This window comes from Anabaena sp. AL93 (assembly GCF_001672085.1).
GTDB classification, from domain to species: domain Bacteria; phylum Cyanobacteriota; class Cyanobacteriia; order Cyanobacteriales; family Nostocaceae; genus Dolichospermum; species Dolichospermum heterosporum.
Map to the genome: position 1 here is coordinate 56,869 of NZ_LJOU01000003.1, position 22,338 is coordinate 79,206.

Sequence of the window (22,338 nt, forward strand, 5' to 3'; positions counted from 1 at the left end):
TGTATGTAATGATGAGTTGCAGTGACTAATCCAACCTTCTGTATGAAGATGAATAAATTTGTAAAACAAGGGTTAATTTGGCTGGGTACAGCTACCATTGCCTTGAGTTTAATGGCGTGCGATAACTTGTTTGCCCCTCAAGGTAATCTGGTTGAGAGAGTCAGTGATGGTGACACATTAGTGTTGAAAAATGCTGATGGTCAAAAGTTCACAGTGCGGTTTGCTTGTATTGATGCTCCAGAAATACCCCATTCTCAGAAAGAAAAAAAGAGTAAAATTACTAAAGATGTAAGTCAGTTTGTTTGGGGGATGAAAGCAAAAATACGGATAGAGGAACTGATCAAGCAAACAGATAATCGTGTACAGTTAAATATCACAGACAGCGATAGCTATGGCAGAAAAATTGCAGAGGTGCGTTTAAAAGATGGCACTTTTTTACAGCAAGTTTTGCTAAGAGAAGGATTGGCTAAAGTATATCGTTCTTATTTAAGTAAATGTCCGAGCAAGGACATAGTACAACAAGCCGAAGCACAAGCGCAACAGCAAAAAATTGGGGTTTGGAGTGATAAAAAATTTGTTGACCCTTGGGATTATCGGAAAATAAAAAGACAAATTAGAGATTAGTGGAATGTCACTCGATTTTGGATTGACTCTACCCTCAAGTGTATAAGTAGGTTAATACAATAAAACCAAACTGTGTAAAGAAACGTAAAATCGCAGCAATTCTCATTTTGAAACGAGTTTGCGCCATTTCGGCGAACTGCTTGCAGCAGCGCTTCGCTATCCCCGGATTTGTTAAGAATTGTAAAACCCTATGAATTTAAGGGTTTAAATGTCATGAAACCTTAAAATGAGAATTGCTGGTAAAATCGCTGAAAACTTCTTTACTATTGCCTATTGCCTTGCTATAGTGAGAATTTTTAACGCCAAGCTACTTACTTGGATTCATCCATATTTCTAATCGGCTAAAAAGTTGGGAAGAAATCAGAGTTAAACACAAATAAATTACAGCCACAGCCGCATAAACTTCAAAAGCGCGATAATTTTCTGAAACAATTAATTGTCCTTTTCTAAATAATTCCTCAAACCCAATTACAGCAACTAAACTAGTATCTTTCAATAAACTAATAAACTCATTACCTAAAGGTGGTATCATGCGGCGTAATGCTTGAGGAAAAATCACATAAGTCATAGTTTGCACAGAATTTAAACCGAGTGATTTGGCTGCTTCTGATTGTCCAATTTCAATAGATTGAATTCCTCCACGCACAATTTCCGCAATATAAGCTGCACTATTTAAACTTAACGCAATTACTCCAGCCGCAAGACGATTTAAAGTCAAAGTAAAACCCATCTCTTGAGAAATTGCTGGTAAGCCAAAGTAAATCATAAATATCTGTACCAATAACGGCGTTCCTCGGAAAAAATCTATATAAGCCCTGGCTAAAAACCGCAAAGGTTTAATATGAGAAAGCCGAATTATCCCAATTAGAGAACCGCTAGTTAAACCACATAAACCTGATATAAATGCTAATTGTAATGTTACCAATACACCCGTTAATAAAGTTGGCAAAGATTGCCAAAATACAATAAAAGAATTTAATCTAGTTGTGTTGTTTTTTATGAATGGTAATGTTTCTGGTAATATTGGCGGTGTAGATTTAAACCATTTTTGGTAAATTTGCTCATAGTTACCGTTTTGTAATACCTTTGTTAAACCTTGATTAATTAAAGATAAATAAGGAGAATTTTTAGCAGTTGCAATTCCATAAAATTCCTCAGTTAGTAATTGTTCTATAACTTTGATTCCTTGCAAATTACCTGTATTAATAGCATATAAAGTTACAGGTGCATCATTAATAACTGCATCTACATTGCCATTTTGTAATTCTTGGAGGGCTAATGGTGCAGAGTCAAAACTGCGAACTTCCGCCCCAATCACACTTTTAGCCTTTTCTGCGCCGGTTGTGCCAATTTGAACAGCAATTTTTTTATTTTGGAGACTGTCAAAGCCTGTAATATTTTGATTATCTGCACGAATAGCTATGGCCAAACCTGCTTTAAAATAGGGACGAGAAAAAGCCACTGTCTTCGCCCTCTCTGGGGTAATAGTAATGGAACTAATCGCCCCATCTATAGTTTTAGCTTGCAGTGCGGGAATAATGCCATCAAAAGGTATACTCTGAAATTCTACCCGAAAATTAGCAGCAGTCGCTATTGCTCTCATTAAATCAATTGAAAACCCTGCTAACTCTCCACCTTTACTTTGAAACTCAAAAGGCGGAAATGCTGGTTCAGTAGCTACTCGGAGAATGTAATTTCCGCGATAATTTCCACTACAACCAGCCAATAAACCACAAATTAAGACAATAAGCACACACAACCGACTAAAATCAAATCTTACCATCTCCCCCTCGGTCGCATCATCTGCACTTAGAGTAGTTCATTCACAAGACTACAACAAAGTCATAGATTATATGAACTAAAAGAGAATGAAGAAAGTTAAGATATGTATCTTCTCTGTTTTGAATTTTTATAAAAATTCACGCAAGAACTCAAAAGGATTATCCTCCCAACAGGGTTCGGGTACTAACCAAACCAATTTGCTTTTAATCTCGTCTTCAATTTCATCGCTATCGTCTCTATCAAATAGTGAAGTTAAAAGTTAAAGCTTCCCAATCGCGTTCTCTTAAGGAGTTCAAAGAGCAATGAGTTGTGTAAATGCGGGATAAGTTAAAGCATTTTCAAAATTGGTAACTGGTTCTGCTGTTTGCATCAAGCAATTTTATATTAAAATTGCCAGTAAATTATGAAAAGTATATTGCCAAGTTAATATATTCAGTATAAGTGAGGTATTTCTTTTACCACATCTAATATTTCCTGAATTGTGAAATAAATATAGTAAAATACTGGTTCTCCATTAATTTCTATAGTACCGTATTTTCGATGTGGACGGCCTTGCACGTCTTTATCGGAAAAATCGTTAGGCTTAGGATCATAACCACGATAATCTTTCCGAAAACTTACCAACTTAATTGGAGTGCATTCTTCATCAAAAGTGATACTCCATTTTATTTTTAATTTTAATTTACCATCAGAATCTCGTTCTAAGTCATGAAAGAAGTTTTTATAAAAATAGTTTATTTCAATTCTTTTGGAATCTTGAAAATCTTTTTCTGTAATAAGTTTTGAATACGGTAATTGAGTTCTATTAATAACAGCAGGATTGATTTTTTCGATTTTCTTGAAAAATTTATCCGCTTGCCAAATTATGTAATTTTCTACAGCCTTCTTTTGCTTCTGGTTAGCAAAAGATATAAAAGGAATATAAAGACTCTCAAAGGCTGTATCTGTAGATCGGATTCCAATTATATCTGACTCAAAATTCATAGATTATCTTCTAAATAAATATTTTGTATTAAAGAGAAATTTGCCCTAAAAATTACTATACCATTTAGGTTTAGTTTTTGTTCCAATTCACCTAATGGATTAGATGGTTCTACATTATAGTAATAAGGAATAAAAAACTCACTTGCAGAAACCTCGTGTGTTTGCTGGAGAGCATATTCGTATGTAAGTTGCTTGATGATATCTAAATGATATTTGTTCGCTGATTTTGGAGCTAGTTTTTTATTTTTATAAAACTTTAATGGTACATCTTTATAATCAATTATTTTGATGAAATTACCCTCTATAACATTATTGTCAATTTTTTTAGTATTCGATTCTATAATTAAATCAGGACGGATAAAACGACGTAATGCTTGACTTCTATTTCGTTTTTCAAACTTATTATACTTGGGTTGTTGGTAAACTAATGTTCCATCATTTAAATCAAATTCAATGCAAAACAGTTCATCCCATTGAAATTTTTCGGCTACTTTTCCTGAAGATTTAGAAATATTGGAATTTGTGCAGTAAACCCATTGATTCCAACGTGCAGATCCACCATTAGCTTTGCGGTTTCCTAACTGAATCTTTGATGAAGTAATACCCAATTTGTTTGTCTTCAATTCCCCTAATTGAGTCATGGTATTTTTTGATGAAGGTGTTAAGTTTTGTAATAAGATTTCTCCATTCTTGTTCGTTTAAAACTCCATCTTTTCCATAGGTAGCCTTAAGAGGCTTGCTATGATCCCAGTTTACAAACTCCCAATCCCAACGACGCTTAAAGGCACTGTCCATGAAATAAATCGAATTATCAGAAGTGTTCATAGTCGCCAGAATAGAAAGATTAGGTGGAATTTTAATGCTTCTGTTTACCAAATCAAAATTTAAAAATTCAATTTTCTTTTGTAATGTTTCTAATTTAGCTACTTCTTCATAAGGTTGTAGCTTATAACTATTGATATTTCCTCTTTCATCATAACCAAATTTAGTTCCTACCAATTCTAATAGCTTGAAAAATTCGATAGTAGTTATATTAATTCCATAACTTGACCAACCATCTTTATCTCTATCTAAAAGTTGAAAAACAGTACCAAATATCGCGGAAGAATTACCCCGATTTATTTCATCAATAACAAGAGCAACATTTTTGGGTTGGTTGATTTGTTTACCTTCTTTATCGTAGGCATCTTTTATATTTTTATAAGCTTGAGATAGGGCTTTTAGAAAATGTCCTTCATAATAGTTGTACTCTACTTTACCAGACTTGGTAATTGGCACTAACTTACCCATGAAATCCCCATAAGTATATTCTGGATGAAAAACTGTCTTAATGATGTTTTCTGGATTTTCTTTACCTATATCTAAATCATTAGGGATAATCTCGGTAACAATTCTGTAACTTTTGCCAGTTCCAGGGCTACCGAAGATAATTTTTTGAATGGGTTGATTCATGATTGCGGACACCTGATAAGCAACTATTAAAACTCAATGCAAACATTATACATTAATACTTGGTATGTCAACTAGCTATATGTAAGCTGTAAAACTTTTTTACTCTCATCACCCCCTATCCGGTAAACTCAGAAATGCTGCGTTATTCCTAATCATGTCTGACTCCCAAGTAAGTGCTGCTGTTGCGAAACTCTACGATACCTATCCATTCCCTCCCGAACCCATCCTCGACGAACCACCACCAGGTTACAATTGGCGTTGGAATTGGTTAGCTGCTTACAACTTCTGCACAGGTAGAAAACCACAAAAGCAAGATATCCGCATCTTAGATGCTGGTTGTGGTTCAGGAGTCGGCACAGAATATTTAGTACATCTCAACCCACAAGCGCAGGTAGTGGGAATAGATTTAAGTGCTGGTACATTGGAAGTAGCAAAAAAACGCTGCCAAAGTTCCGGCGCTGACCGTGTAGAATTTCATCATCTGAGTATTTATGATGTGGATAAGATACCAGGAGAATTTGAATTAATTAATTGCGTTGGTGTGCTTCATCATTTACCAGATCCCATTCGGGGTATTGAAGCATTAGCGAAAAAACTCGCCCCCGGTGGATTAATGCACATTTTTGTGTATGGAGAATTGGGAAGATGGGAAATACAACTCATGCAAAAAGCGATCGCTCTTCTTCAAGGTAACAAACGCGGTGACTATCGTGATGGCGTTCAAGTCGGAAGAAAAATCTTTGCTTCTCTACCAGAAAATAACCGCATTGTCAAGCGTGAAAAAGAAAGATGGTCAATGGAAAACCAGCGGGATGAATGCTTTGCTGATATGTACGTCCATCCCCAGGAAACAGACTACAATATTGATACATTGTTTAAATTCATAGATGCTTCCGAATTAGACTTTGTAGGTTTTTCCAATCCCGGATTTTGGCAACTAGAAAAGCTTCTAGAAAAAGCACCAGAACTAATTGAAAGAGCCGCCGAACTCACAGAACGTCAACGTTATCGGTTGATAGAATTACTGAATCCTGAAGTAGCACATTACGAATTTTTCCTCAGTCGTCCCCCCCTACCCAAAACCGACTGGTCAGCAGATAAGACTTTATTAACTGCAATCCCCGAACTTAACCCTTGCATAGATGGGTTTCCCAGTCAATGTTTATTTAACTATGATTACCAAATTGTTAATTTATCAACAGCCGAATTTGAGTTTATGCAAAAATGTGGTAATAATGCCACAGTGGCTGAAATTTTAGCCCAAGTCAAGCTAGACTTAGACGGAGTAAGAAACCTCCTCAAACAACAACTACTCTTACTAACCCCCGCTTCATGAAAAAAATCAGTAACTAGGCGATTATCTTGCCACTGACAACTGACCAATAACAACTGACAAAAAATAAGTTAATTGTTTTTTTCTAAAGTAGTGTTACCGGATCGTGATATGATTCAACTGACTGAATGTGCAGTCATCTCATATTAGCTGTACTGGTTTCAAGTCTCGTGAGCTTGTCAGAAGAATCAATTGCACCGACTCAGACAACACAACAAGATGAGAAATCTGGTTTTGCTCAAACAGAACCAGTAAGCTCTTCCATGCAAGAGTTCTATCAACTCTATCAGAAGTTGTTAGTAATCACACTTGTGTTGACGGGGATTATTTTTATCTCTGTGTGGATTTTTTATTCCTTAAACATAGCCCTAAATTATTTGATTGGGGCGTGTACAGGTGTGGTTTACTTAAAAATGCTGGCTAACGATGTCGAGAGACTTGGTGGTGAAAAACAAAGTTTGAGTAAAAATCGTTTTGCTCTGATCATGATACCGATTATATTGGCGAGTCAATGGCATCAGCTACATATTCTGCCTATATTCTTGGGATTTCTCACCTACAAAGCTACCCTCCTCATCTATATGGTGCAAACTGCATTCATTCCTGAAGCTTAAAGGGTGTAGGGGTCTAGCAGTGCTAAACATAAACCTCTACAGACTACAGACAATCCTCCAATCCTCGATTTTTGGGGAAAACCCTTGAAGAACGCCCATGCTTAGTGTATTAAACGCTTTTAACGCTTTTCCCCTCGCCGAATTAGAAGTAGGTCATCACTTCTTGTGGCAACTGGGCAGTCTCAAAATACATGGGCAAGTATTTCTCACCTCATGGTTTGTGATTGCTATCCTAGTAATAGCATCACTAGCTGCCACCAGAAACGTCCAAAAAATTCCTCGTGGCATCCAAAATTTGATGGAATATGCCCTAGAATTTATTCGGGATCTAGCTAAAAACCAACTCGGAGAGAAAGAGTATCGCCCCTGGGTACCATTTATTGGTACGCTATTCTTGTTTATCTTCGTATCAAATTGGTCAGGAGCATTAATTCCCTGGAAGCTAATCCACTTGCCTTCTGGTGAACTAGCAGCACCTACCAACGACATAAATACAACAGTCGCATTGGCATTGCTAACCTCCTTGGCGTATTTTTACGCTGGATTTAGCAAACGAGGTTTAGGCTACTTTAAAAAATATATCGAGCCAACACCGATTCTATTGCCAATTGCCATTCTCGAAGATTTTACCAAGCCCCTCTCCCTAAGCTTCCGTTTATTTGGAAATATATTGGCGGATGAATTGGTAGTGGCGGTATTGGTATTGCTCGTGCCTCTCTTTGTGCCTTTGCCAGTAATGGCTTTGGGTTTGTTTACTAGTGCCATTCAAGCCCTAGTATTTGCGACCCTAGCCGGAGCGTATATTCATGAGGCTTTAGAGGGACACGGCGAAGAAGGACATGAGGAGCATTAACGCCCTCAGTTGATAGCCCAGTTTAGACGAGCAAACTTGCTCAAAACATCGCCACAGCGATTTAAAAAACCTAGTGCAGTGTAAAAACACACATCTAGTTGTTACGTACATTTGTAATTTTTGTAGTTAAAGCAAGGAAAATCGTCATGGATCCATTAGTACAAGCTGCCTCAGTTCTAGCTGCTGCTCTCGCTATCGGTTTAGCTGCAATTGGACCTGGTATTGGTCAAGGTAATGCAGCAGGTCAAGCAGTAGAAGGTATTGCCCGTCAGCCCGAAGCAGAAGGCAAAATTCGCGGCACACTACTTTTAACCTTAGCCTTCATGGAATCCTTGACAATTTACGGTTTGGTAATTGCCTTGGTATTGCTATTCGCTAACCCTTTTGCCTAAGACCGAAAAAGTTTTGTTAGTGTAGAGACGTGAAAGATGTCACTAGATTTTGGATTTTGGATTGACGATTTTGGATTGACTCCACCAAACAAGTGTAGAGATTGAAGATTTGGGATTGACGTTAGCGAAGCGTACGCAGCGCAGCGAGTATTTTTCCGTCTTGAAGGACGGGGTTTATACCAAATTTTTTGAATCTAAAATCTAAAATCTAAAATCTAAAATTCCCGGTGACAGACAGCGAAAAGCTTGACATCTACACGCCTCTACAAACTAGCAACTTATTGATCATTAGTCAGAACGGGATTCGTAAAATTATCAAAGGCTAGATCATCTCACTAGCCAAGAAAATTAGTATTCCAGCCAAAGAGGAGAGAAATGTTTGATTTCGATGCTACCTTGCCATTGATGGCATTGCAATTCCTGTTGTTGGCAGCTTTGTTGAATGCAATTTTCTACAAGCCTATGACTAAGGTATTGGATGACCGTGATAACTATGTCCGTACCAATAACCTTGATGCTCGTGAGCGCTTGGCTAAAGCTGAAACCTTAGCAAAAGAGTATGAGCAGCAACTGTCATCTGCGCGTAAGCAGTCTCAATTGACTATAGAAGCTGCCCAGAATGAAGCTAAGAAAATTACGGCACAAAAAATAGCCGAAGCCCAACAGGAAGCCCAAGCCCAACGCGAACAAGCTGCTCAGGAAATAGAGCAGCAAAAGCAAGCAGCTATGGCTACCCTAGAAGGACAAGTTGATGCCCTCAGCAACCAGATTCTAGAAAAACTATTAGGACCAGCTTTGGCGAAGTAGTTCCGACTATATGACCAAATTGGTGCTACGAAAGCATAAACACATTAGGGTGTATGCCCAAAAATGTGGCGAAATTTAAGTGTCCAAAAAATTGGCACTTTTTTCCCTGTCGGGAAAAATTAACGAATTACCAAGCGAGCAGCGCACTTGTAGATGGGTAACATGGGCAATATTTTATTACTTGCCGCAGAAGCTGTTCACTCTGAAATGGCAGAAGGCGCAGCAGAAGGCGGTTTTGGTCTAAACCTAGACATCCTGGAAACCAATCTAATTAACTTAGTAATTCTGATTGGCATACTATTCTACTTTGGACGCAAAGTTTTAACTAATATCTTGACTGAAAGACGCTCCGGTATTGAAAGCGTTATTCAAGATGCAGAAGGACGCTTGCGGGAAGCACAAACTTCTTTGGCTAAAGCCCAAGGACAGTTAACCCAAGCACAGCAAGAGGCACAGAGAATCACTCAAGTAGCTGAACAAAATGCTCAGGCTGCTAAAGAGGCTATTTTAGCTAAAGCAAATTTAGATGTAGCCCGGTTAAAAGAAACCGCAGCATCTGATTTGAATGCAGAACTAGAGAAAGCTATCTCCCAACTTCGACAAAAAGTAGTGCAGCAAGCACTACAAAAAGTAGAAGGACAACTCAAGGGTGGTATTAGCGCAGATGCTCAACAAATTTTAATTGATCGTAGCATCGCACAACTGGGAGGCGAGATATGAAAAGTGATGCAGCTACCGCTGAAATATCTCAGCCTTATGCACAGGCATTGTTATCCATTGCTCAATCTCAAAACTTAACAGAAGAAGTTGGGGGAGATGCACGGACTTTCTTGAGCTTATTAACAGGGAGTCAAGAACTCACAGGCTTTTTGAGCAATCCCTTTGTGAAGCCAGAAAACAAGAAAAATGTCCTCAGACAATTACTTGGCGAAGGTGTAAACCCCTGCCTCCGTAACTTTTTACTGCTGTTAGTTGACAGAAGACGGATTGCTTTTTTAGAACCGATTTTACAGCAGTATTTGGCGTTATTACGCCAGCTAAATCAAACTGTATTGGCTGAAATTACTTCTGCGGTTCCCCTCACAGAAACCCAACAGCAAGCAATTACAGAAAAGGTAATTACTCTGACCAAAGCTCGTCAAGTGGAATTAGCCACCAAAATAGACAGCGATTTAATTGGTGGTGTAATTATCAAAGTTGGTTCTCAAGTAATTGACGCTAGTTTGCGTGGTCAACTACGTCGTCTCTCTTTGCGTTTAAGCAGTAACTAGGAAGTTCTGATAAATGTCAGTAGTCAATAAAAACAAATGACAACTGACAAATGACAAATGACAACTGACAACTAACAACTGACAAATGAGCATTTCCATTAGACCTGACGAAATCAGCAGCATCATCCAACAACAAATCGAGCAATATGACCAAGAGGTTAAAGTTGCTAACGTTGGTACAGTGCTACAAGTTGGTGACGGTATTGCCCGGATTTATGGCTTGGAAAAAGCTATGGCTGGGGAACTCCTGGAATTTGAAGATGGTACAATTGGTATCGCCCAAAACTTAGAAGAAGATAACGTTGGTGCGGTACTGATGGGCGAAGGTCGGAGTATTCAAGAAGGTAGCTCTGTAACCGCTACTGGTAGAATTGCCCAAGTAGGCGTAGGTGACGCTCTCATTGGTCGAGTTGTTGATGCTTTGGGTCGTCCTATTGATGGTAAAGGTGATCCTAAGACTACCGAAACTCGGTTAATTGAATCCCCAGCCCCTGGGATTATTGCCCGTCGGTCTGTACATGAACCGATGCAAACAGGGATTACCGCTATTGACTCCATGATTCCTGTAGGTCGTGGTCAACGGGAATTAATTATTGGTGACCGTCAAACTGGTAAAACTGCGATCGCTATTGACACCATCATTAACCAAAAAGGTGAAGATGTCGTTTGCGTTTACGTAGCTATCGGTCAAAAAGCTTCCACCGTTGCTAACGTAGTCCAAACCTTACAAGAAAAAGGCGCGATGGACTATACAGTAGTTGTCGCAGCTAACGCCAGTGACCCAGCTACCCTGCAATTCCTCGCTCCCTACACAGGTGCTAGTATTGCCGAGTATTTCATGTACAAAGGCAAAGCGACCTTAATCATCTATGATGACCTTTCTAAGCAAGCCCAGGCTTATCGCCAAATGTCCTTGCTCCTCCGTCGTCCACCCGGTCGGGAAGCGTATCCTGGAGACGTATTCTACATTCACTCTCGCTTGTTGGAACGTGCTGCTAAACTCAGCGATGAATTAGGTAAAGGTAGCATGACTGCATTACCTATCATTGAAACCCAAGCTGGTGACGTATCTGCATACATTCCTACCAACGTAATTTCTATTACCGACGGTCAGATTTTCTTGTCTTCTGACTTGTTTAACTCTGGTATCCGTCCCGCTGTAAACCCCGGTATCTCTGTATCCCGTGTAGGTTCTGCGGCTCAAACCAAGGCAATGAAGAAAGTTGCCGGTAAGATTAAACTAGAATTGGCGCAATTTGACGACTTACAAGCTTTCGCTCAATTCGCTTCTGATTTAGACAAAGCCACCCAAGATCAGTTGGCGCGTGGTGTGCGTTTACGGGAACTCTTAAAACAGCCCCAAAACGATCCTCTCTCCGTAGCTGAACAAGTAGCAGTTCTTTACGCTGGTATTAACGGTTATTTAGATGACATTGCAGTTAATAAAGTAACTACCTTTGCTAAGGGTTTACGTGATTATCTGAAAAATGTTAACACTGCCTATTACCAAGGCGTACAAGGTAGCAAAGCCCTTGGTGATACAGAAGAAGTAGCTTTGAAAGCCGCTCTCACTGAGTTCAAAAAGACCTTCCAAGCAGCAGCGTAACAGGTAACAGGTAATAGGTAGTGGGTAATAGGTAATAGCAATAACTTTTACCCAATTACCAATTACCAATTACCAATTACCAATTACCAATGACCTAAAAATTATGGCTAATCTCAAATCAATACGCGATCGCATTCAGTCGGTCAAAAACACCAAAAAAATTACCGAAGCCATGCGGCTGGTAGCTGCGGCGCGTGTCCGTCGCGCTCAAGAACAGGTAATTGCCACCCGTCCCTTTGCAGACCGTTTAGCTCAAGTATTATTTGGCTTGCAAACCAGACTGCGGTTTGAAGATGTTAACCTACCCCTACTGAAAAAACGCGAAGTTAAAACAGTAGGTTTGTTGGTAATTTCCGGCGATCGGGGTTTATGTGGTGGTTACAACGGTAACGTGATCCGTCGTGCCGAAAATCGTGCTAAGGAACTCCAAGCTGAAGGCGTAAACTATACTTATGTATTGGTTGGACGCAAAGCTACTCAATACTTCCAACGGCGGAATCAACCTATTGATGCTACCTACAGCGGTTTAGAACAAATTCCTACCGCCGCAGAAGCTACAAATATTGCTGATGAACTACTTTCTCTCTTCCTTTCGGAAAAAGTAGACCGGATTGAGCTAGTTTATACAAAATTTGTCTCCTTAGTTAGTTCCCGTCCCGTCATCCAAACCCTTCTACCTTTGGATACCCAAGGTTTAGAAGCAGCGGATGATGAAGTTTTCCGTTTAACTACTCGTGGTGGTCAATTCCAAGTGGAACGGGAAAAGGTAGCTAGTACAGTGACGGCTTTACCTAGTGACATGATTTTTGAACAAGATCCAGTGCAAATTCTGGATTCTCTGTTGCCATTATATCTGAGCAATCAGCTATTAAGAGCATTACAAGAATCAGCAGCTAGTGAACTAGCCGCACGGATGACAGCAATGAGTAACGCCAGCGAAAACGCCGGTGAGTTGATTAAAAGTCTATCTTTGTCTTACAACAAAGCTCGTCAAGCCGCAATTACCCAGGAACTTCTGGAAGTTGTCGGTGGTGCGGAAGCGCTTACTTAATTTGGTGATTGGTGATTGGAGGTAGTTGTAAAATAAACTATGGCCAATCATCAATTATTATTGACACTCTCCGGTCTAAAGACGCGGAGATTCTATAGAGAGTTTCAGTCTATATCCCTCAGTTATCCCAGTTTCAGGCACTGCCTTAAATATTTGGGTTCTTGCCCTGATTTCGTTGGCCCTGGCGGGCGAAATCATATCTGCTTGCGGTGAGCGAAGCCGAACTGACAAGCGTAACTTTCCGAGAGTCCCTCGGTAGCTTTTTATGTCTTTAGTGACAATATAGTTGTATCACGAATATGGATTAAAATCAATGCAGGATTTATCCTGCCTCTAGCCTTCATCCCTTGTCTAAAGCCCAAATGTGGCTTCCTGAGTCACCCACATTTTCAAGGGTTTTCGGCGTTCTTCCTTATAATTATTATTATTGAACTTCAATTTATACTCTATTTTTATTGGTAAAGTTAATGATGATGTGATAATTCATGATATTTTTCTTCATATTAGATTATTTGAAAGGAACATATTCAACTACATTCGTCAATTTCAGAAGCCTGAGCAATAAATTCTAAATCTTTAACAAATTGACCAATTGTGCCACCTAATTGATGTCCAAAAATTAATCCTGAAAATTGTTTTCCTTCTATTTGCAGAGTTTCAGCTAATACGCGAAAACGGATATCTTGAGTAAAAAGGACTCGTTTTAGTCTTTCTAATAATTTATCATCAGGAAGTTCTTGGGTTTCATCATCAAAGGCAGTTAATACATCTACACCACGACGGCACAATTGTAATGTAATAGCTTGAGGTACATGAACATCCATATATAAAGCAATAGGCATTTACAACAGTCCTTTCGCTTTCATTCTGCTGTAAAAAGGGGATGGTACTGATTCCTTAATACTTTCTTGTACTTGTTCCCATTCTTGTTTAATTTCTTGGTCAATCTCTTCTTGGTGGTCGAAGTAATAACCCATAGTAGCATGAGCTTCACTATATGTTAAATAAGGATGTTGACGGCACATTTCCTCTACTGACCAACCATAAGCCAGATAATCCATGACAATTTGCGCTACTCTAATTCTCGGTAAACGCTGTAATCTTGCTGACTGATGATCGTTTTTAACGATATGTGGGTAATTGAGGGTTAACATATTATTTTATCTAGCTAGGTTGCTATATGTTTATAGTATGACAAAATTTCTAGTTATAGTCAGCCAGTCATGGGTACAAATTTTGATCAATTAATGATTTACGCGATCGCATTCTGCTTGAAGTATTAAACATCAATAACCGTGATGTAGCTTGACCAATATCAGTAATACCAATAATTTCGGCATTTTTTAGAATTAAACAATATTCACAACGTCCTTGAGCGCGTTCAATGACTAATTGACGTAGACTAAAAGAAATGGAATTATTTGTCATTTTTAATTATGCTTTAAGTAACATCATTAATTGATCTAGCTGTTCATAAATATCTAATTCGCTATTTTCTGCTTTGGAAATTGTCCCCATACGGTTTTTTTCTAATAAGTCTTCTAACCGTGTTTGTGCTTGGGTTGAAACTTTAAATTTAGCTATTTGTTCCAGTGTTGGTTGTTTAATTAAAAAGTCTAAAACCTCAGTATAAGTGTTAGCAGTATCGCTAGAAGTATTTAAGGTTAATGTTTCTGGTGTATGTGTTTCTAACAGTTGTAAAAGCAATTCTGGAAGACGATGTAATATGGTTGTAAGCGGTTTGCTAGTTCGTCCGGTACTTGAATTGTTAGTTGTGCCATTTTCGTTAGGGATGGTATGTTTATTTATAGGTTAGCGTGAAAAGTTATCAACCACGGCAAAAAACGTATGGTGGGATAGGGATGGTGCGTTACATTTCATTAACTCACCCTACAAGATCAGCGATCGCACTATACAGAAGAACGTCATTAATGGTTAGATCAGGTAACAATGGACGAAATACTAGCGGATATTAAGAGACATTAAGAAACAGTAGTTCCTTTTTCAATTACTACTGGATAACGCATTATTCTTCCTCCAATTGTGCTTGTCTCCAAATACTTTTTAGCATACCAATGGGTACATCAATATTAGGTTTACCAGAAACTGTAACTGTACCAAGTTTATCAGGATGTTTAAACTGTCGGTGACTTCCTCATCTTTTATAATTTCTATTTTACTCCTCATCATCATGCAAATTAGAAATATAAGATGGAAGTTTCCCAAAATTGATTCTTTCTATATATTTAATGGCGTGATGTTCTTCTAATGATGTTTTAATTAAGGTGTTTATTAACAACCGAAATTTATTAACATCTGCTTGAGATGGTGATTTTAATTGTGAAGCTAATAAACTGGAAATTTGCAAAATCAATTTAAGATTAGGTAAGTTAGCTTCGGTTTGTTCAATCAGTTCATATTTTTTATTAAGACAATATTCATTACCCACATGAGAATAATCAGCCAGTGTTTTTAATAGTTCTGGTTTCCAATTAATAATTACTTGTTTGATTCCTGGGATTTTATTTAATAAAACAGTGATGATTTTCGGTAAATCAGGAATGAAATCACCCATATTTCTAAATCTATAGATGGGAGTATCCAGAATTAATTCGATTGTACTAACTGGTGGTGCGCCAAATGTATAGGTTTCTAATGTATAAGGTGCAATTGGTTTTAATTCGCTTTCACTAATTCGTTTAGTAATTAATGTAGCCGCAGCACCGCCTAAACTATGTCCAGTTACGAAAATATTTTTGTTGGCGTTTTCTTCTCTTTGGATAAAGTCTTGTAATTGTTGCCAAAAACTTTTAACATAAAGATTAAAACCGGAGTGAATTGCTTCTGAATTGGGGAATGCTAGTAAGTTAAAGAAGTAATCATCTAATCTTTCTGTACCTCTAATAGCAATGACAATATCATTTTCTGTGGATAGGAGTAAACCACAACAAACTAATTCATCGGTATCACTTAAAGGACGTGGTGCTGAGATAAATTCTATGGTTTGATATGGTTGTAAAAAGGATGGAGTACCTGTTTTTAGGATATCGCTAACTATATCATTTCCTTGTTTATAGGCGACGTAAGCGAGTTGAGAAATACAAGCCATTTCTAGGGTGCGTTGTCTGTCGGTGGATGTTTTCATGTTGGTTAAAGAAGTAAATGTTTGATTTTATTTGTGCAAAATAGATATGGTAGCTCAATCTATTGTATAATCAACTATGTAGTTCGCTGATAAAATATGCAAGATACCCTAACCATTACTATTACTCCAGAACTGAAAGCAGCACTTTTAGAAATTACTCAAACTGAAGGTATATCTGCTGATAGTTTAGTCGGTAAAGCTATTGAGGACTACATCTTTACCCACAAATTCCGTGCATTGCGTTCTGACTTGATGCAAAAGAATGAAACAGTTTACACAGATGAGGAAATTTTTGAGATAATTTCATGAAGCTAGTTATAGATACTAATAATTAATAATAACATTTGTAACACTATGTTCTAAAAATATGAATAAACAATATAGAATATATTTAGATGTTTGTTGCCTTAATCGTCCTTTTGACGACCAAACTCAATGGCGAATTAGGCTAGAAACTGAAGCAATTTTAGAAATTATCAATCATTGTCTATCTGGAAAATGGCAATTAGTCAGTAGCACAGCTTTAGAATTAGAAATCGCCAGAACTCCAGATATAAACAGGAGAGAACAAGTACAGAAAGTCTTAACAATAGCTCATGATAAGATTTTAGTCACAGAAGAAATTACTCGACGAGCAATAGAATTAACAACCTTTAACATTAAAAAATTTGATGCTTTTCATCTGGCTTGTGCTGAAAATAACGCTGATATTTTCTTGACCACTGATAGTCGTCTATTGTCAAAATCATTAAGCTATAAGGATAATATAAATATAATAGTTGCTAATCCAATGATCTGGTTGGCAGAAGCTACTAATAATATTGTACAAGGAGGAGAAAATGACCCCAATTGAACTATATAGAAAAGGATTTAAAGCTCTTGTAGATGCTTTAGGATATGTTGACGCTATCAGATTTATTCGTCAATTTGATAATGGTAGTGGAGACTATACAGAAGAACGTCATCAATGGTTAGATAATGTAACAATGGATGAAATACTAGCCGATATTAAGAAACATCAAGAAAATATCTAGGGGAAAAAATAAATAGGTTTAGAAAGAGATTTATCGGCTGAAGAAATACAAGCCATTTCTAGGGTGCGTTGCCTGTCGGTTAATGTTTTTATGTTGGTTAAAGAAGTAAATTTTTGACTTTATTTGTGCAAAATAGATATGGTAGCCAGATATATTGTATAATTAACTATGTAGCTCGCTGATAAAATATGCAAGATACCCTAACTATTGCCATTACTCCAGAACTGAAAGCAGCACTTTTAGAAATTACTCGAACTGAAGGTATAATATCTCTAATCTATAGCTCTTTAGGGTAAATATATGGAAATAGAAGGTCGGATAATGCGTACACTTGCCCCCGAAGAAGAGGAACTAGAAAAGAAGAAGACGGAGTTAACTGGACTCGAAACAGAATTAGCACAGCGTGAGTTAGATTTAACTACCCTCCAAGCTGAGTTACACGCCTTTGAACGAGAATATTTTCGAGTGATTGGTATCCGTTATACTGAACTGGATCGCATTGAGGATCAAATTGCCGAATATATGGCATCTTTAGAAGCAGTAAAGGCTTTTAAACAGTCTCAAAGTCTTAAACAATTGTATCGAGATGTGGCGAAATGTATTCACCCAGACTTAGCAACAGATGAAAAGGAACGGTTACGCCGACAAGAATTAATGGCTCAAGTGAATCAAGCTTATGAAAATGGAGATGAGGAAAAAATCAGAGAAATTTTACAATCTTGGGAAAATAGTCCTGAATCTATCAGAGGTGAGGGAGTTGCGGCTGAATTGGTTCGTACAATTCGTAAAATTGCTCAAGGTAAACAACGTTTAAATACAATTTTCATGGAAATTGATTTATTAGAGAAAACTGAATTATATCAGTTGAAATCATCTGTTAACATGGCTGAAAAGTCAGGACGCAATTTATTATCAGAAATGGCTAATCAGTTAGATGAACAGATTTTGATTGCCCAACATAAGTTAGATGAATTAAAAACTCAATTAGGATTATATAAATGACCAACGATCATCAACAAAATAACCAAAACAAGATTGTATCTAGTAATCAAAAGCTCACTAGATATTCATCTGAATTATTAAAAAGAGGATTAGATTTAGCTAAGTCAATTGAGCAAGAAACAATTACTCCTGATGATTGGAGGTTAAAAGGTAATGATTTATTTAGGAATGGGGCTTATGAAGAAGCACTTATTTGTTATGAGAAAGCATTAGAACTAAATCCAAATTACTCTTTAGCTTGGAATAATCGAGGTAGTGTTTTTGGTATGTTAAAACGCTACGAAGAAGCTCTTCTTCCTTATGATAAAGCATTGGAAATTCAGCCAAATAACGATATGGTTTGGAAAAATAAAGCAAAAATTCTAGGTAGTAATTTAAATCGCTATGAAGAAGCAATTTATAGTTATGAACAAGTTTTAAAAATTAACCCAAACGATGCCGAATCTTGGTGGTTAAAAGGTGCTGATTTAGCAGAAATAGGTCATTATGAGGATGCTATCAAAAGTTATGACAAAGCTTTAGAAATCAACCCTGATTCCTGTGAGGTATGGCTAATTCGCGGAAATCAGCTAAATGATCTGGGTAGATATGAAGAGGCACTTACAAGCTATGGTAAAATATTAGAAATTCAGCCTAATGAAAAACATGAATTTGTTGCTTGTGCTTGGCAAATGCGAGGTGTAATATTAGATGAATTAGATCGTCATGAAGAAGCACTTTTTAATTATGAAAAAGCTCTTAACTTCAGACCTAATGAATATATTCTTTGGTTTGCGTGTGGAAATAAATTATATGCTTTAGGTCGTCATGAAGAAGCACTTAGCTCCTATGATAAAGCATTAGAAATTAAGCCAGATCATGGAATATCATGGTATAACAAAGGACAAATACTAATTGAAATAGAACTGTATGAAGATGCAATTGATTGTTATGATCAAGCTTTACTATTTACAACTGATAATCCAATGATTTGGAATAACAGAGGTTATATACTAGAGAAGTTGGGGCATTTTGAAGAAGCACTCAATAGCTATGACAAAGCTTTAGAAATTGAATCTAACTTTGAGTTGTCTATTAATAATCGTAAAAGGCTTTTAAATAAGGATAGAGAATCCGTAATATCTTAACTAAGTTTTGGTTTGTATGATTTTTTTTATATTGCTTGTGCGGTTTTAATTAGAGCCTATGGTTTATTTGTTCAAGCTATAAACCGTTTATGTTCTGCTATGCAATTACAAGATATTAGCCGCAGAAATGCAGAAATTGACGCTGCTAGAGGTATGTTATTTGAGGCTTTAGCAGATTATACTAATCCCCATTTATTAGCAGAAACCTGTGCGCCTGGACAACTGCGCCGATTAGAATGTTCTTGGGCTATTGAACAAGCTATTATTACCACTTATCAAGTCCAAAATGAAGTTTCCGCAGTAAGCGATCGCCTATCGCAACTCCAAACTAAAATATGTGAAGATGCCCATACTGTAATTAATCAATGTGAATCACACGACGAACTTGATTTTCTCTTTCCTGAACTTACCCGCATTCATAATCATGATTTAGTGATCATCGAATCATGGCAAAATCATGTAGATTGGGTAAAATCTCTACCTCCAGCAGAATTAAAACTTTTAAATAGTGCTGATTTCAACAGTAATTTAAATCCAGAAGCTACCCAAACTATAATTAATCTAGAAATACCACCAGAACAAATAAGCTACGAAAACATCGCCGAAAAATCTCATTTTTATTCTTTACGTGATCAATTATTATTTATGTTTGCGCCAGAATTACGCCGGGAATATGAAAATTATGTCAGTCAACAAGCCGCAAATTCTGGATATAGAACCTTAGTTACATCTAATTTACAACTAGCATCAGATTTAACAGTTGCTAATCTTTTTCACTACTTTAATATTAGAGATGAATCACAGGCAGATGAGTCAAAAGTTAGTTAAAATAAACCCAACATCACAAGACAATCTAAAATTATGACCTATACCCCAGTAAAACCACTCACCTTTGAGCAATTTTTAATTGAATATGGGGACAATACCCGCTATGAACTAATTGACGGAGAACTCAGAGATATGGAACCAACAGGACCCCATGAAGAAGTTGCTGGAAATATTGCCGGGAGAATTTATACAGAGATTATTCATAATAAATTAAACTGGTTGATTCCTAAAAATTGCTTAATTAAACCCTTCGCTGCTGAAGCTACAGCACTTCGTCCAGATGTAATTGTCTTAGACAAAGCAAAACTTAATCAAGAACCACTTTGGCAAAAAGAACCAATAATTTGTCATGGAAATACTATTAAATTAGTTGCTGAAGTTGTGAGTACAAATTGGCAAGATGATTATGCCAGAAAAATAGAAGAATATGCTTTTTTAGAAATACCAGAATATTGGATTGTAGACTTTCGGGCATTAGGTGGAATCCAATTTATTGGTAATCCTAAACAACCTACATTAACAATTGGTCAATTAATTAATGGTGTCTATCAACAAGAAAAATATCGTTTAGGAGATAGTATAGTTTCTCCTCTATTTCCAGATTTGAAACTTAAATTAGATGACATAATGCCATAGAATCGTAGGTTGGATAGAAAAAAGATTAAACCCAACAGACTCCATGTTTTCGTGTTGCTTAAGGAGTTGGTTTATAAAACAAAATTGATAATTTTCGTCATTTTAAAAAGCCCGTGACGAGGATTGAACTCGTGACCTCACCCTTACCAAGGGTGTGCTCTACCACTGAGCCACACGGGCGAAAGCCGAAACAAAATTAAGGCTTATAATGCTGTACACTTATGGTACAGCATTTATAATTCTTAATCTTTGTAGGATATGGGCCGAGCTGGATTTGAACCAGCGTAGGCGTAAACCAACGGATTTACAGTCCGTCTCCATTAACCACTCGGACATCGACCCGTTTGTTTCCCACTGCTTAACTATAATAGCAGCACTCTCTGGATTTAGCAAGGGGTTAGAGAAAATATTTTTTGATAACGTCTAAATCCTTTACTCCCAGCTAGTTTCAGAAGTTTACGCCATTAGGGACTTCCAAGAAATAAATTATCCTGATTAACGAACCACAGAGGCGCAGAGGACACAGAGGAATAAGGGTTTGAGAGATTTTTGCGTTAGGTGGTTGAGTATTTTTTTATTTGGAAGTCCCTTAGTTCGTACCCATTGGTGTCAACTTAACGTAAAACCGATAGCCCGCCTGGGAATGATAGCGTAGCGTGGCGTTAGCCATATTCCCAGTCTAATAGCAAAAGTTGTCTGTTGATGACTAAAAATCCCCAGTTTACTTTAGTAAACTTTACTTATTAGCCCGGAAATTCATTTTTGGGTGGGTGTGGAAGCCAACAAATAAGCCATCTGTAGCCTAAGTTGACACCATTAGTTCGTACCATTTACCAGGTTCAGCTTGCGGGGACAAATTCTAGGCGATACCGATATAATGCCACTGGTCGAGAACCTGCGGCAAAATAATCGGGATCTTGGGGTGAAAGGTAGACGGCGGTTACTTGATCTGCGGTAATGGCTGGAGATGGTGTGGAGAGTTTTTGATAGGCTGTGGTTGACTCTACAGTATTCAAATATGGACGAGAACTGCCTTTAAATAATTGTTGGAAAACTTCTGTGGTGATGAATTGATTATCTGCTGTTGTTTCGGTGGCGCGATCGCTGATAATGGAAATTAATTGCCGTTCACCCCGCAAAAATGTAATTTGCCGATTGGGAGATTGAGGATCTACTTTGGATGATAATACAGCCTCATCGCCTAAATAAGCTCTGGATAAATTTAAACTATTAAATTCTCTGTCAGCTACTAATATTGATGCTTGCTTTTGGAAGTTACCAAAAATTTTAAACCCAGAATTAGTTGGTTTAACTTTGATGAATTTAACTAAAAAACTAATTGGTTGATTTAATTGACTGCGATTACCTTCAAAGCCTGGTGTCACTATATCCGGTGCTAAAGGTGCGGCTAAATCTACTAATGTGCTGGTAACTTTCCAAGTCCCAGCTATCCAGTCAGGGTAAACTAAATCTCCTTTGGCTGGTTTGACTGATGTTAATTTTTCCCATTGGGGGAATTTGGCTAAATGTTCTGCTAATTCTCCAGCTTGTGCTTCGTTATTTCCTAACAATAATAAAAGCATTAAGCAAAAACTAACAATTATTTTCATCAACATATTCAACAATTAAAAGTTAAATTTATTTAAAAGGATGTTTTAAAAGTGGTATTCCGTAATTTTCATCACATTGCTACCCCCCTTTACAAGGGGAAAGGGGGGAAACAATAAAAATCCAGTTCCCTCCCCTTTACAAGGGGAGGTTTAGGGAGGGGTAAAAAATATTTGATACATCAACCAT

The 22,338-nt window shown here is 37.4% G+C and carries 27 protein-coding genes, 2 tRNA genes and 2 pseudogenes; 17 read left to right on the forward strand and 14 right to left on the reverse strand.

Features of this window, described 5'->3' with window-relative positions; all coding sequences use genetic code 11:
* Nucleotides 1-48: 48 nt before the first annotated feature.
* The gene (locus AN486_RS01525; RefSeq protein ID WP_039199637.1) at nucleotides 49-624 is read left to right on the forward strand and encodes a thermonuclease family protein; all 576 of its coding nucleotides are present in this window, start codon (nucleotides 49-51) and stop codon (nucleotides 622-624) included.
* A gap of 307 nt (nucleotides 625-931) precedes the next feature.
* Here the strand turns inward: AN486_RS01525 and AN486_RS01530 are convergent, their stop codons facing one another.
* From AN486_RS01530 to AN486_RS01550, 5 genes and pseudogenes are all read right to left on the reverse strand, one after another.
* On the reverse strand, nucleotides 932-2,407 hold the full coding sequence (locus AN486_RS01530; RefSeq protein WP_053540878.1) for an ABC transporter permease subunit: 1,476 nt from the start codon (nucleotides 2,405-2,407) through the stop codon (nucleotides 932-934).
* A gap of 126 nt (nucleotides 2,408-2,533) precedes the next feature.
* Nucleotides 2,534-2,723, reverse strand: a pseudogene (locus AN486_RS01535) (hypothetical protein).
* Between the two features lie 115 nt (nucleotides 2,724-2,838).
* Nucleotides 2,839-3,390: a hypothetical protein gene (locus AN486_RS01540; RefSeq protein WP_051155249.1), complete on the reverse strand. Its 552-nt coding sequence runs from the start codon at nucleotides 3,388-3,390 to the stop codon at nucleotides 2,839-2,841.
* On the reverse strand, nucleotides 3,387-3,998 hold the full coding sequence (locus tag AN486_RS01545) for a hypothetical protein (protein WP_168635869.1): 612 nt from the start codon (nucleotides 3,996-3,998) through the stop codon (nucleotides 3,387-3,389). The genes AN486_RS01540 and AN486_RS01545 overlap by 4 nt, the downstream gene beginning before the upstream one ends.
* On the reverse strand, nucleotides 3,952-4,842 hold the full coding sequence (locus AN486_RS01550) for an McrB family protein (RefSeq protein ID WP_233455455.1): 891 nt from the start codon (nucleotides 4,840-4,842) through the stop codon (nucleotides 3,952-3,954). The genes AN486_RS01545 and AN486_RS01550 overlap by 47 nt, the downstream gene beginning before the upstream one ends.
* 154 nt (nucleotides 4,843-4,996) lie before the next feature.
* On the opposite strand from AN486_RS01550, the gene AN486_RS01555 reads away from it, so the two are divergent.
* The 9 genes from AN486_RS01555 to AN486_RS01595 all read left to right on the forward strand — a co-directional run bounded on the left by AN486_RS01555 (nucleotide 4,997) and on the right by AN486_RS01595 (nucleotide 12,769).
* Complete coding sequence (locus AN486_RS01555; protein ID WP_168635868.1) at nucleotides 4,997-6,178, forward strand: bifunctional 2-polyprenyl-6-hydroxyphenol methylase/3-demethylubiquinol 3-O-methyltransferase UbiG; 1,182 nt, start codon at nucleotides 4,997-4,999, stop codon at nucleotides 6,176-6,178.
* 125 nt (nucleotides 6,179-6,303) lie between these two features.
* The gene (locus AN486_RS01560) at nucleotides 6,304-6,789 is read left to right on the forward strand and encodes an ATP synthase subunit I (RefSeq protein ID WP_172891155.1); all 486 of its coding nucleotides are present in this window, start codon (nucleotides 6,304-6,306) and stop codon (nucleotides 6,787-6,789) included.
* A 97-nt stretch (nucleotides 6,790-6,886) separates the two neighbouring features.
* Nucleotides 6,887-7,642 carry a F0F1 ATP synthase subunit A gene (atpB, locus tag AN486_RS01565; protein ID WP_027403078.1) on the forward strand — a complete coding sequence of 252 codons (756 nt, stop codon included), beginning with the start codon at nucleotides 6,887-6,889 and terminating at the stop codon, nucleotides 7,640-7,642.
* 146 nt (nucleotides 7,643-7,788) lie between these two features.
* On the forward strand, nucleotides 7,789-8,034 hold the full coding sequence (atpE, locus tag AN486_RS01570; RefSeq protein WP_013192016.1) for an ATP synthase F0 subunit C: 246 nt from the start codon (nucleotides 7,789-7,791) through the stop codon (nucleotides 8,032-8,034).
* A 375-nt stretch (nucleotides 8,035-8,409) separates the two neighbouring features.
* Nucleotides 8,410-8,841, forward strand: coding sequence for a F0F1 ATP synthase subunit B' (locus tag AN486_RS01575; protein ID WP_168635867.1), 432 nt, complete (start codon nucleotides 8,410-8,412; stop codon nucleotides 8,839-8,841).
* 153 nt (nucleotides 8,842-8,994) lie between these two features.
* Nucleotides 8,995-9,561: a F0F1 ATP synthase subunit B gene (locus AN486_RS01580; RefSeq protein ID WP_053540873.1), complete on the forward strand. Its 567-nt coding sequence runs from the start codon at nucleotides 8,995-8,997 to the stop codon at nucleotides 9,559-9,561.
* Nucleotides 9,558-10,112, forward strand: a complete 555-nt coding sequence (atpH, locus tag AN486_RS01585; protein WP_053540872.1) for an ATP synthase F1 subunit delta — start codon at nucleotides 9,558-9,560, stop codon at nucleotides 10,110-10,112. Before AN486_RS01580 ends, atpH begins: the two co-directional genes overlap by 4 nt.
* A gap of 85 nt (nucleotides 10,113-10,197) precedes the next feature.
* Nucleotides 10,198-11,718 carry a F0F1 ATP synthase subunit alpha gene (gene atpA / locus AN486_RS01590; protein WP_039200455.1) on the forward strand — a complete coding sequence of 507 codons (1,521 nt, stop codon included), beginning with the start codon at nucleotides 10,198-10,200 and terminating at the stop codon, nucleotides 11,716-11,718.
* A gap of 103 nt (nucleotides 11,719-11,821) precedes the next feature.
* On the forward strand, nucleotides 11,822-12,769 hold the full coding sequence (locus tag AN486_RS01595; protein ID WP_053540871.1) for a F0F1 ATP synthase subunit gamma: 948 nt from the start codon (nucleotides 11,822-11,824) through the stop codon (nucleotides 12,767-12,769).
* Nucleotides 12,770-13,296: 527 nt separating this feature from the next.
* Here the strand turns inward: AN486_RS01595 and AN486_RS01600 are convergent.
* The 6 genes and pseudogenes from AN486_RS01600 to AN486_RS01625 form a co-directional block, all read right to left on the reverse strand.
* Nucleotides 13,297-13,611, reverse strand: a complete 315-nt coding sequence (locus tag AN486_RS01600) for a hypothetical protein (RefSeq protein ID WP_290598874.1) — start codon at nucleotides 13,609-13,611, stop codon at nucleotides 13,297-13,299.
* Nucleotides 13,612-13,923: a DUF433 domain-containing protein gene (locus tag AN486_RS01605; protein WP_027403085.1), complete on the reverse strand. Its 312-nt coding sequence runs from the start codon at nucleotides 13,921-13,923 to the stop codon at nucleotides 13,612-13,614.
* A gap of 67 nt (nucleotides 13,924-13,990) precedes the next feature.
* A complete protein-coding gene (locus AN486_RS01610; RefSeq protein WP_290598877.1) occupies nucleotides 13,991-14,197 on the reverse strand; it encodes a hypothetical protein in 207 nt (68 codons plus the stop codon).
* A gap of 6 nt (nucleotides 14,198-14,203) precedes the next feature.
* Nucleotides 14,204-14,476, reverse strand: a complete 273-nt coding sequence (locus tag AN486_RS01615; RefSeq protein WP_367142410.1) for a hypothetical protein — start codon at nucleotides 14,474-14,476, stop codon at nucleotides 14,204-14,206.
* A 319-nt stretch (nucleotides 14,477-14,795) separates the two neighbouring features.
* Nucleotides 14,796-14,924, reverse strand: a pseudogene (locus AN486_RS01620) (type II toxin-antitoxin system HicA family toxin); the annotation flags it as partial.
* Nucleotides 14,925-14,945: 21 nt separating this feature from the next.
* A complete protein-coding gene (locus AN486_RS01625; protein ID WP_053540868.1) occupies nucleotides 14,946-15,914 on the reverse strand; it encodes a lipase family protein in 969 nt (322 codons plus the stop codon).
* A 96-nt stretch (nucleotides 15,915-16,010) separates the two neighbouring features.
* Here AN486_RS01625 and AN486_RS01630 point away from each other — a divergent pair, with 96 nt between their 5' ends.
* The 7 genes from AN486_RS01630 to AN486_RS01660 all read left to right on the forward strand — a co-directional run bounded on the left by AN486_RS01630 (nucleotide 16,011) and on the right by AN486_RS01660 (nucleotide 20,541).
* On the forward strand, nucleotides 16,011-16,223 hold the full coding sequence (locus AN486_RS01630; RefSeq protein ID WP_053540867.1) for a hypothetical protein: 213 nt from the start codon (nucleotides 16,011-16,013) through the stop codon (nucleotides 16,221-16,223).
* Nucleotides 16,224-16,281: 58 nt separating this feature from the next.
* Nucleotides 16,282-16,767 carry a hypothetical protein gene (locus tag AN486_RS01635; RefSeq protein WP_053540866.1) on the forward strand — a complete coding sequence of 162 codons (486 nt, stop codon included), beginning with the start codon at nucleotides 16,282-16,284 and terminating at the stop codon, nucleotides 16,765-16,767.
* Nucleotides 16,754-16,948, forward strand: coding sequence for a hypothetical protein (locus tag AN486_RS01640; RefSeq protein WP_053540865.1), 195 nt, complete (start codon nucleotides 16,754-16,756; stop codon nucleotides 16,946-16,948). The genes AN486_RS01635 and AN486_RS01640 overlap by 14 nt, the downstream gene beginning before the upstream one ends.
* Nucleotides 16,949-17,269: 321 nt before the next feature.
* Entirely contained in the window at nucleotides 17,270-17,950 is a 681-nt protein-coding gene (locus AN486_RS01645; RefSeq protein WP_053541389.1) for a molecular chaperone DnaJ, read from the forward strand.
* Nucleotides 17,947-19,077 carry a tetratricopeptide repeat protein gene (locus AN486_RS01650; protein ID WP_053540864.1) on the forward strand — a complete coding sequence of 377 codons (1,131 nt, stop codon included), beginning with the start codon at nucleotides 17,947-17,949 and terminating at the stop codon, nucleotides 19,075-19,077. Before AN486_RS01645 ends, AN486_RS01650 begins: the two co-directional genes overlap by 4 nt.
* Nucleotides 19,078-19,089: 12 nt before the next feature.
* A complete protein-coding gene (locus AN486_RS01655) occupies nucleotides 19,090-19,905 on the forward strand; it encodes a hypothetical protein (RefSeq protein WP_234413250.1) in 816 nt (271 codons plus the stop codon).
* A 33-nt stretch (nucleotides 19,906-19,938) separates the two neighbouring features.
* On the forward strand, nucleotides 19,939-20,541 hold the full coding sequence (locus tag AN486_RS01660) for a Uma2 family endonuclease (protein ID WP_053540863.1): 603 nt from the start codon (nucleotides 19,939-19,941) through the stop codon (nucleotides 20,539-20,541).
* Between the two features lie 108 nt (nucleotides 20,542-20,649).
* On the opposite strand, the gene AN486_RS01665 is transcribed toward AN486_RS01660, so the two are convergent.
* From AN486_RS01665 to AN486_RS01675, 3 genes are all read right to left on the reverse strand, one after another.
* A tRNA-Thr gene (locus AN486_RS01665) sits at nucleotides 20,650-20,721 on the reverse strand.
* Nucleotides 20,722-20,800: 79 nt separating this feature from the next.
* Nucleotides 20,801-20,883, reverse strand: a tRNA-Tyr gene (locus tag AN486_RS01670).
* 497 nt (nucleotides 20,884-21,380) lie between these two features.
* On the reverse strand, nucleotides 21,381-22,157 hold the full coding sequence (locus tag AN486_RS01675) for a DUF6816 family protein (RefSeq protein ID WP_290598884.1): 777 nt from the start codon (nucleotides 22,155-22,157) through the stop codon (nucleotides 21,381-21,383).
* Nucleotides 22,158-22,338: the final 181 nt, after the last annotated feature.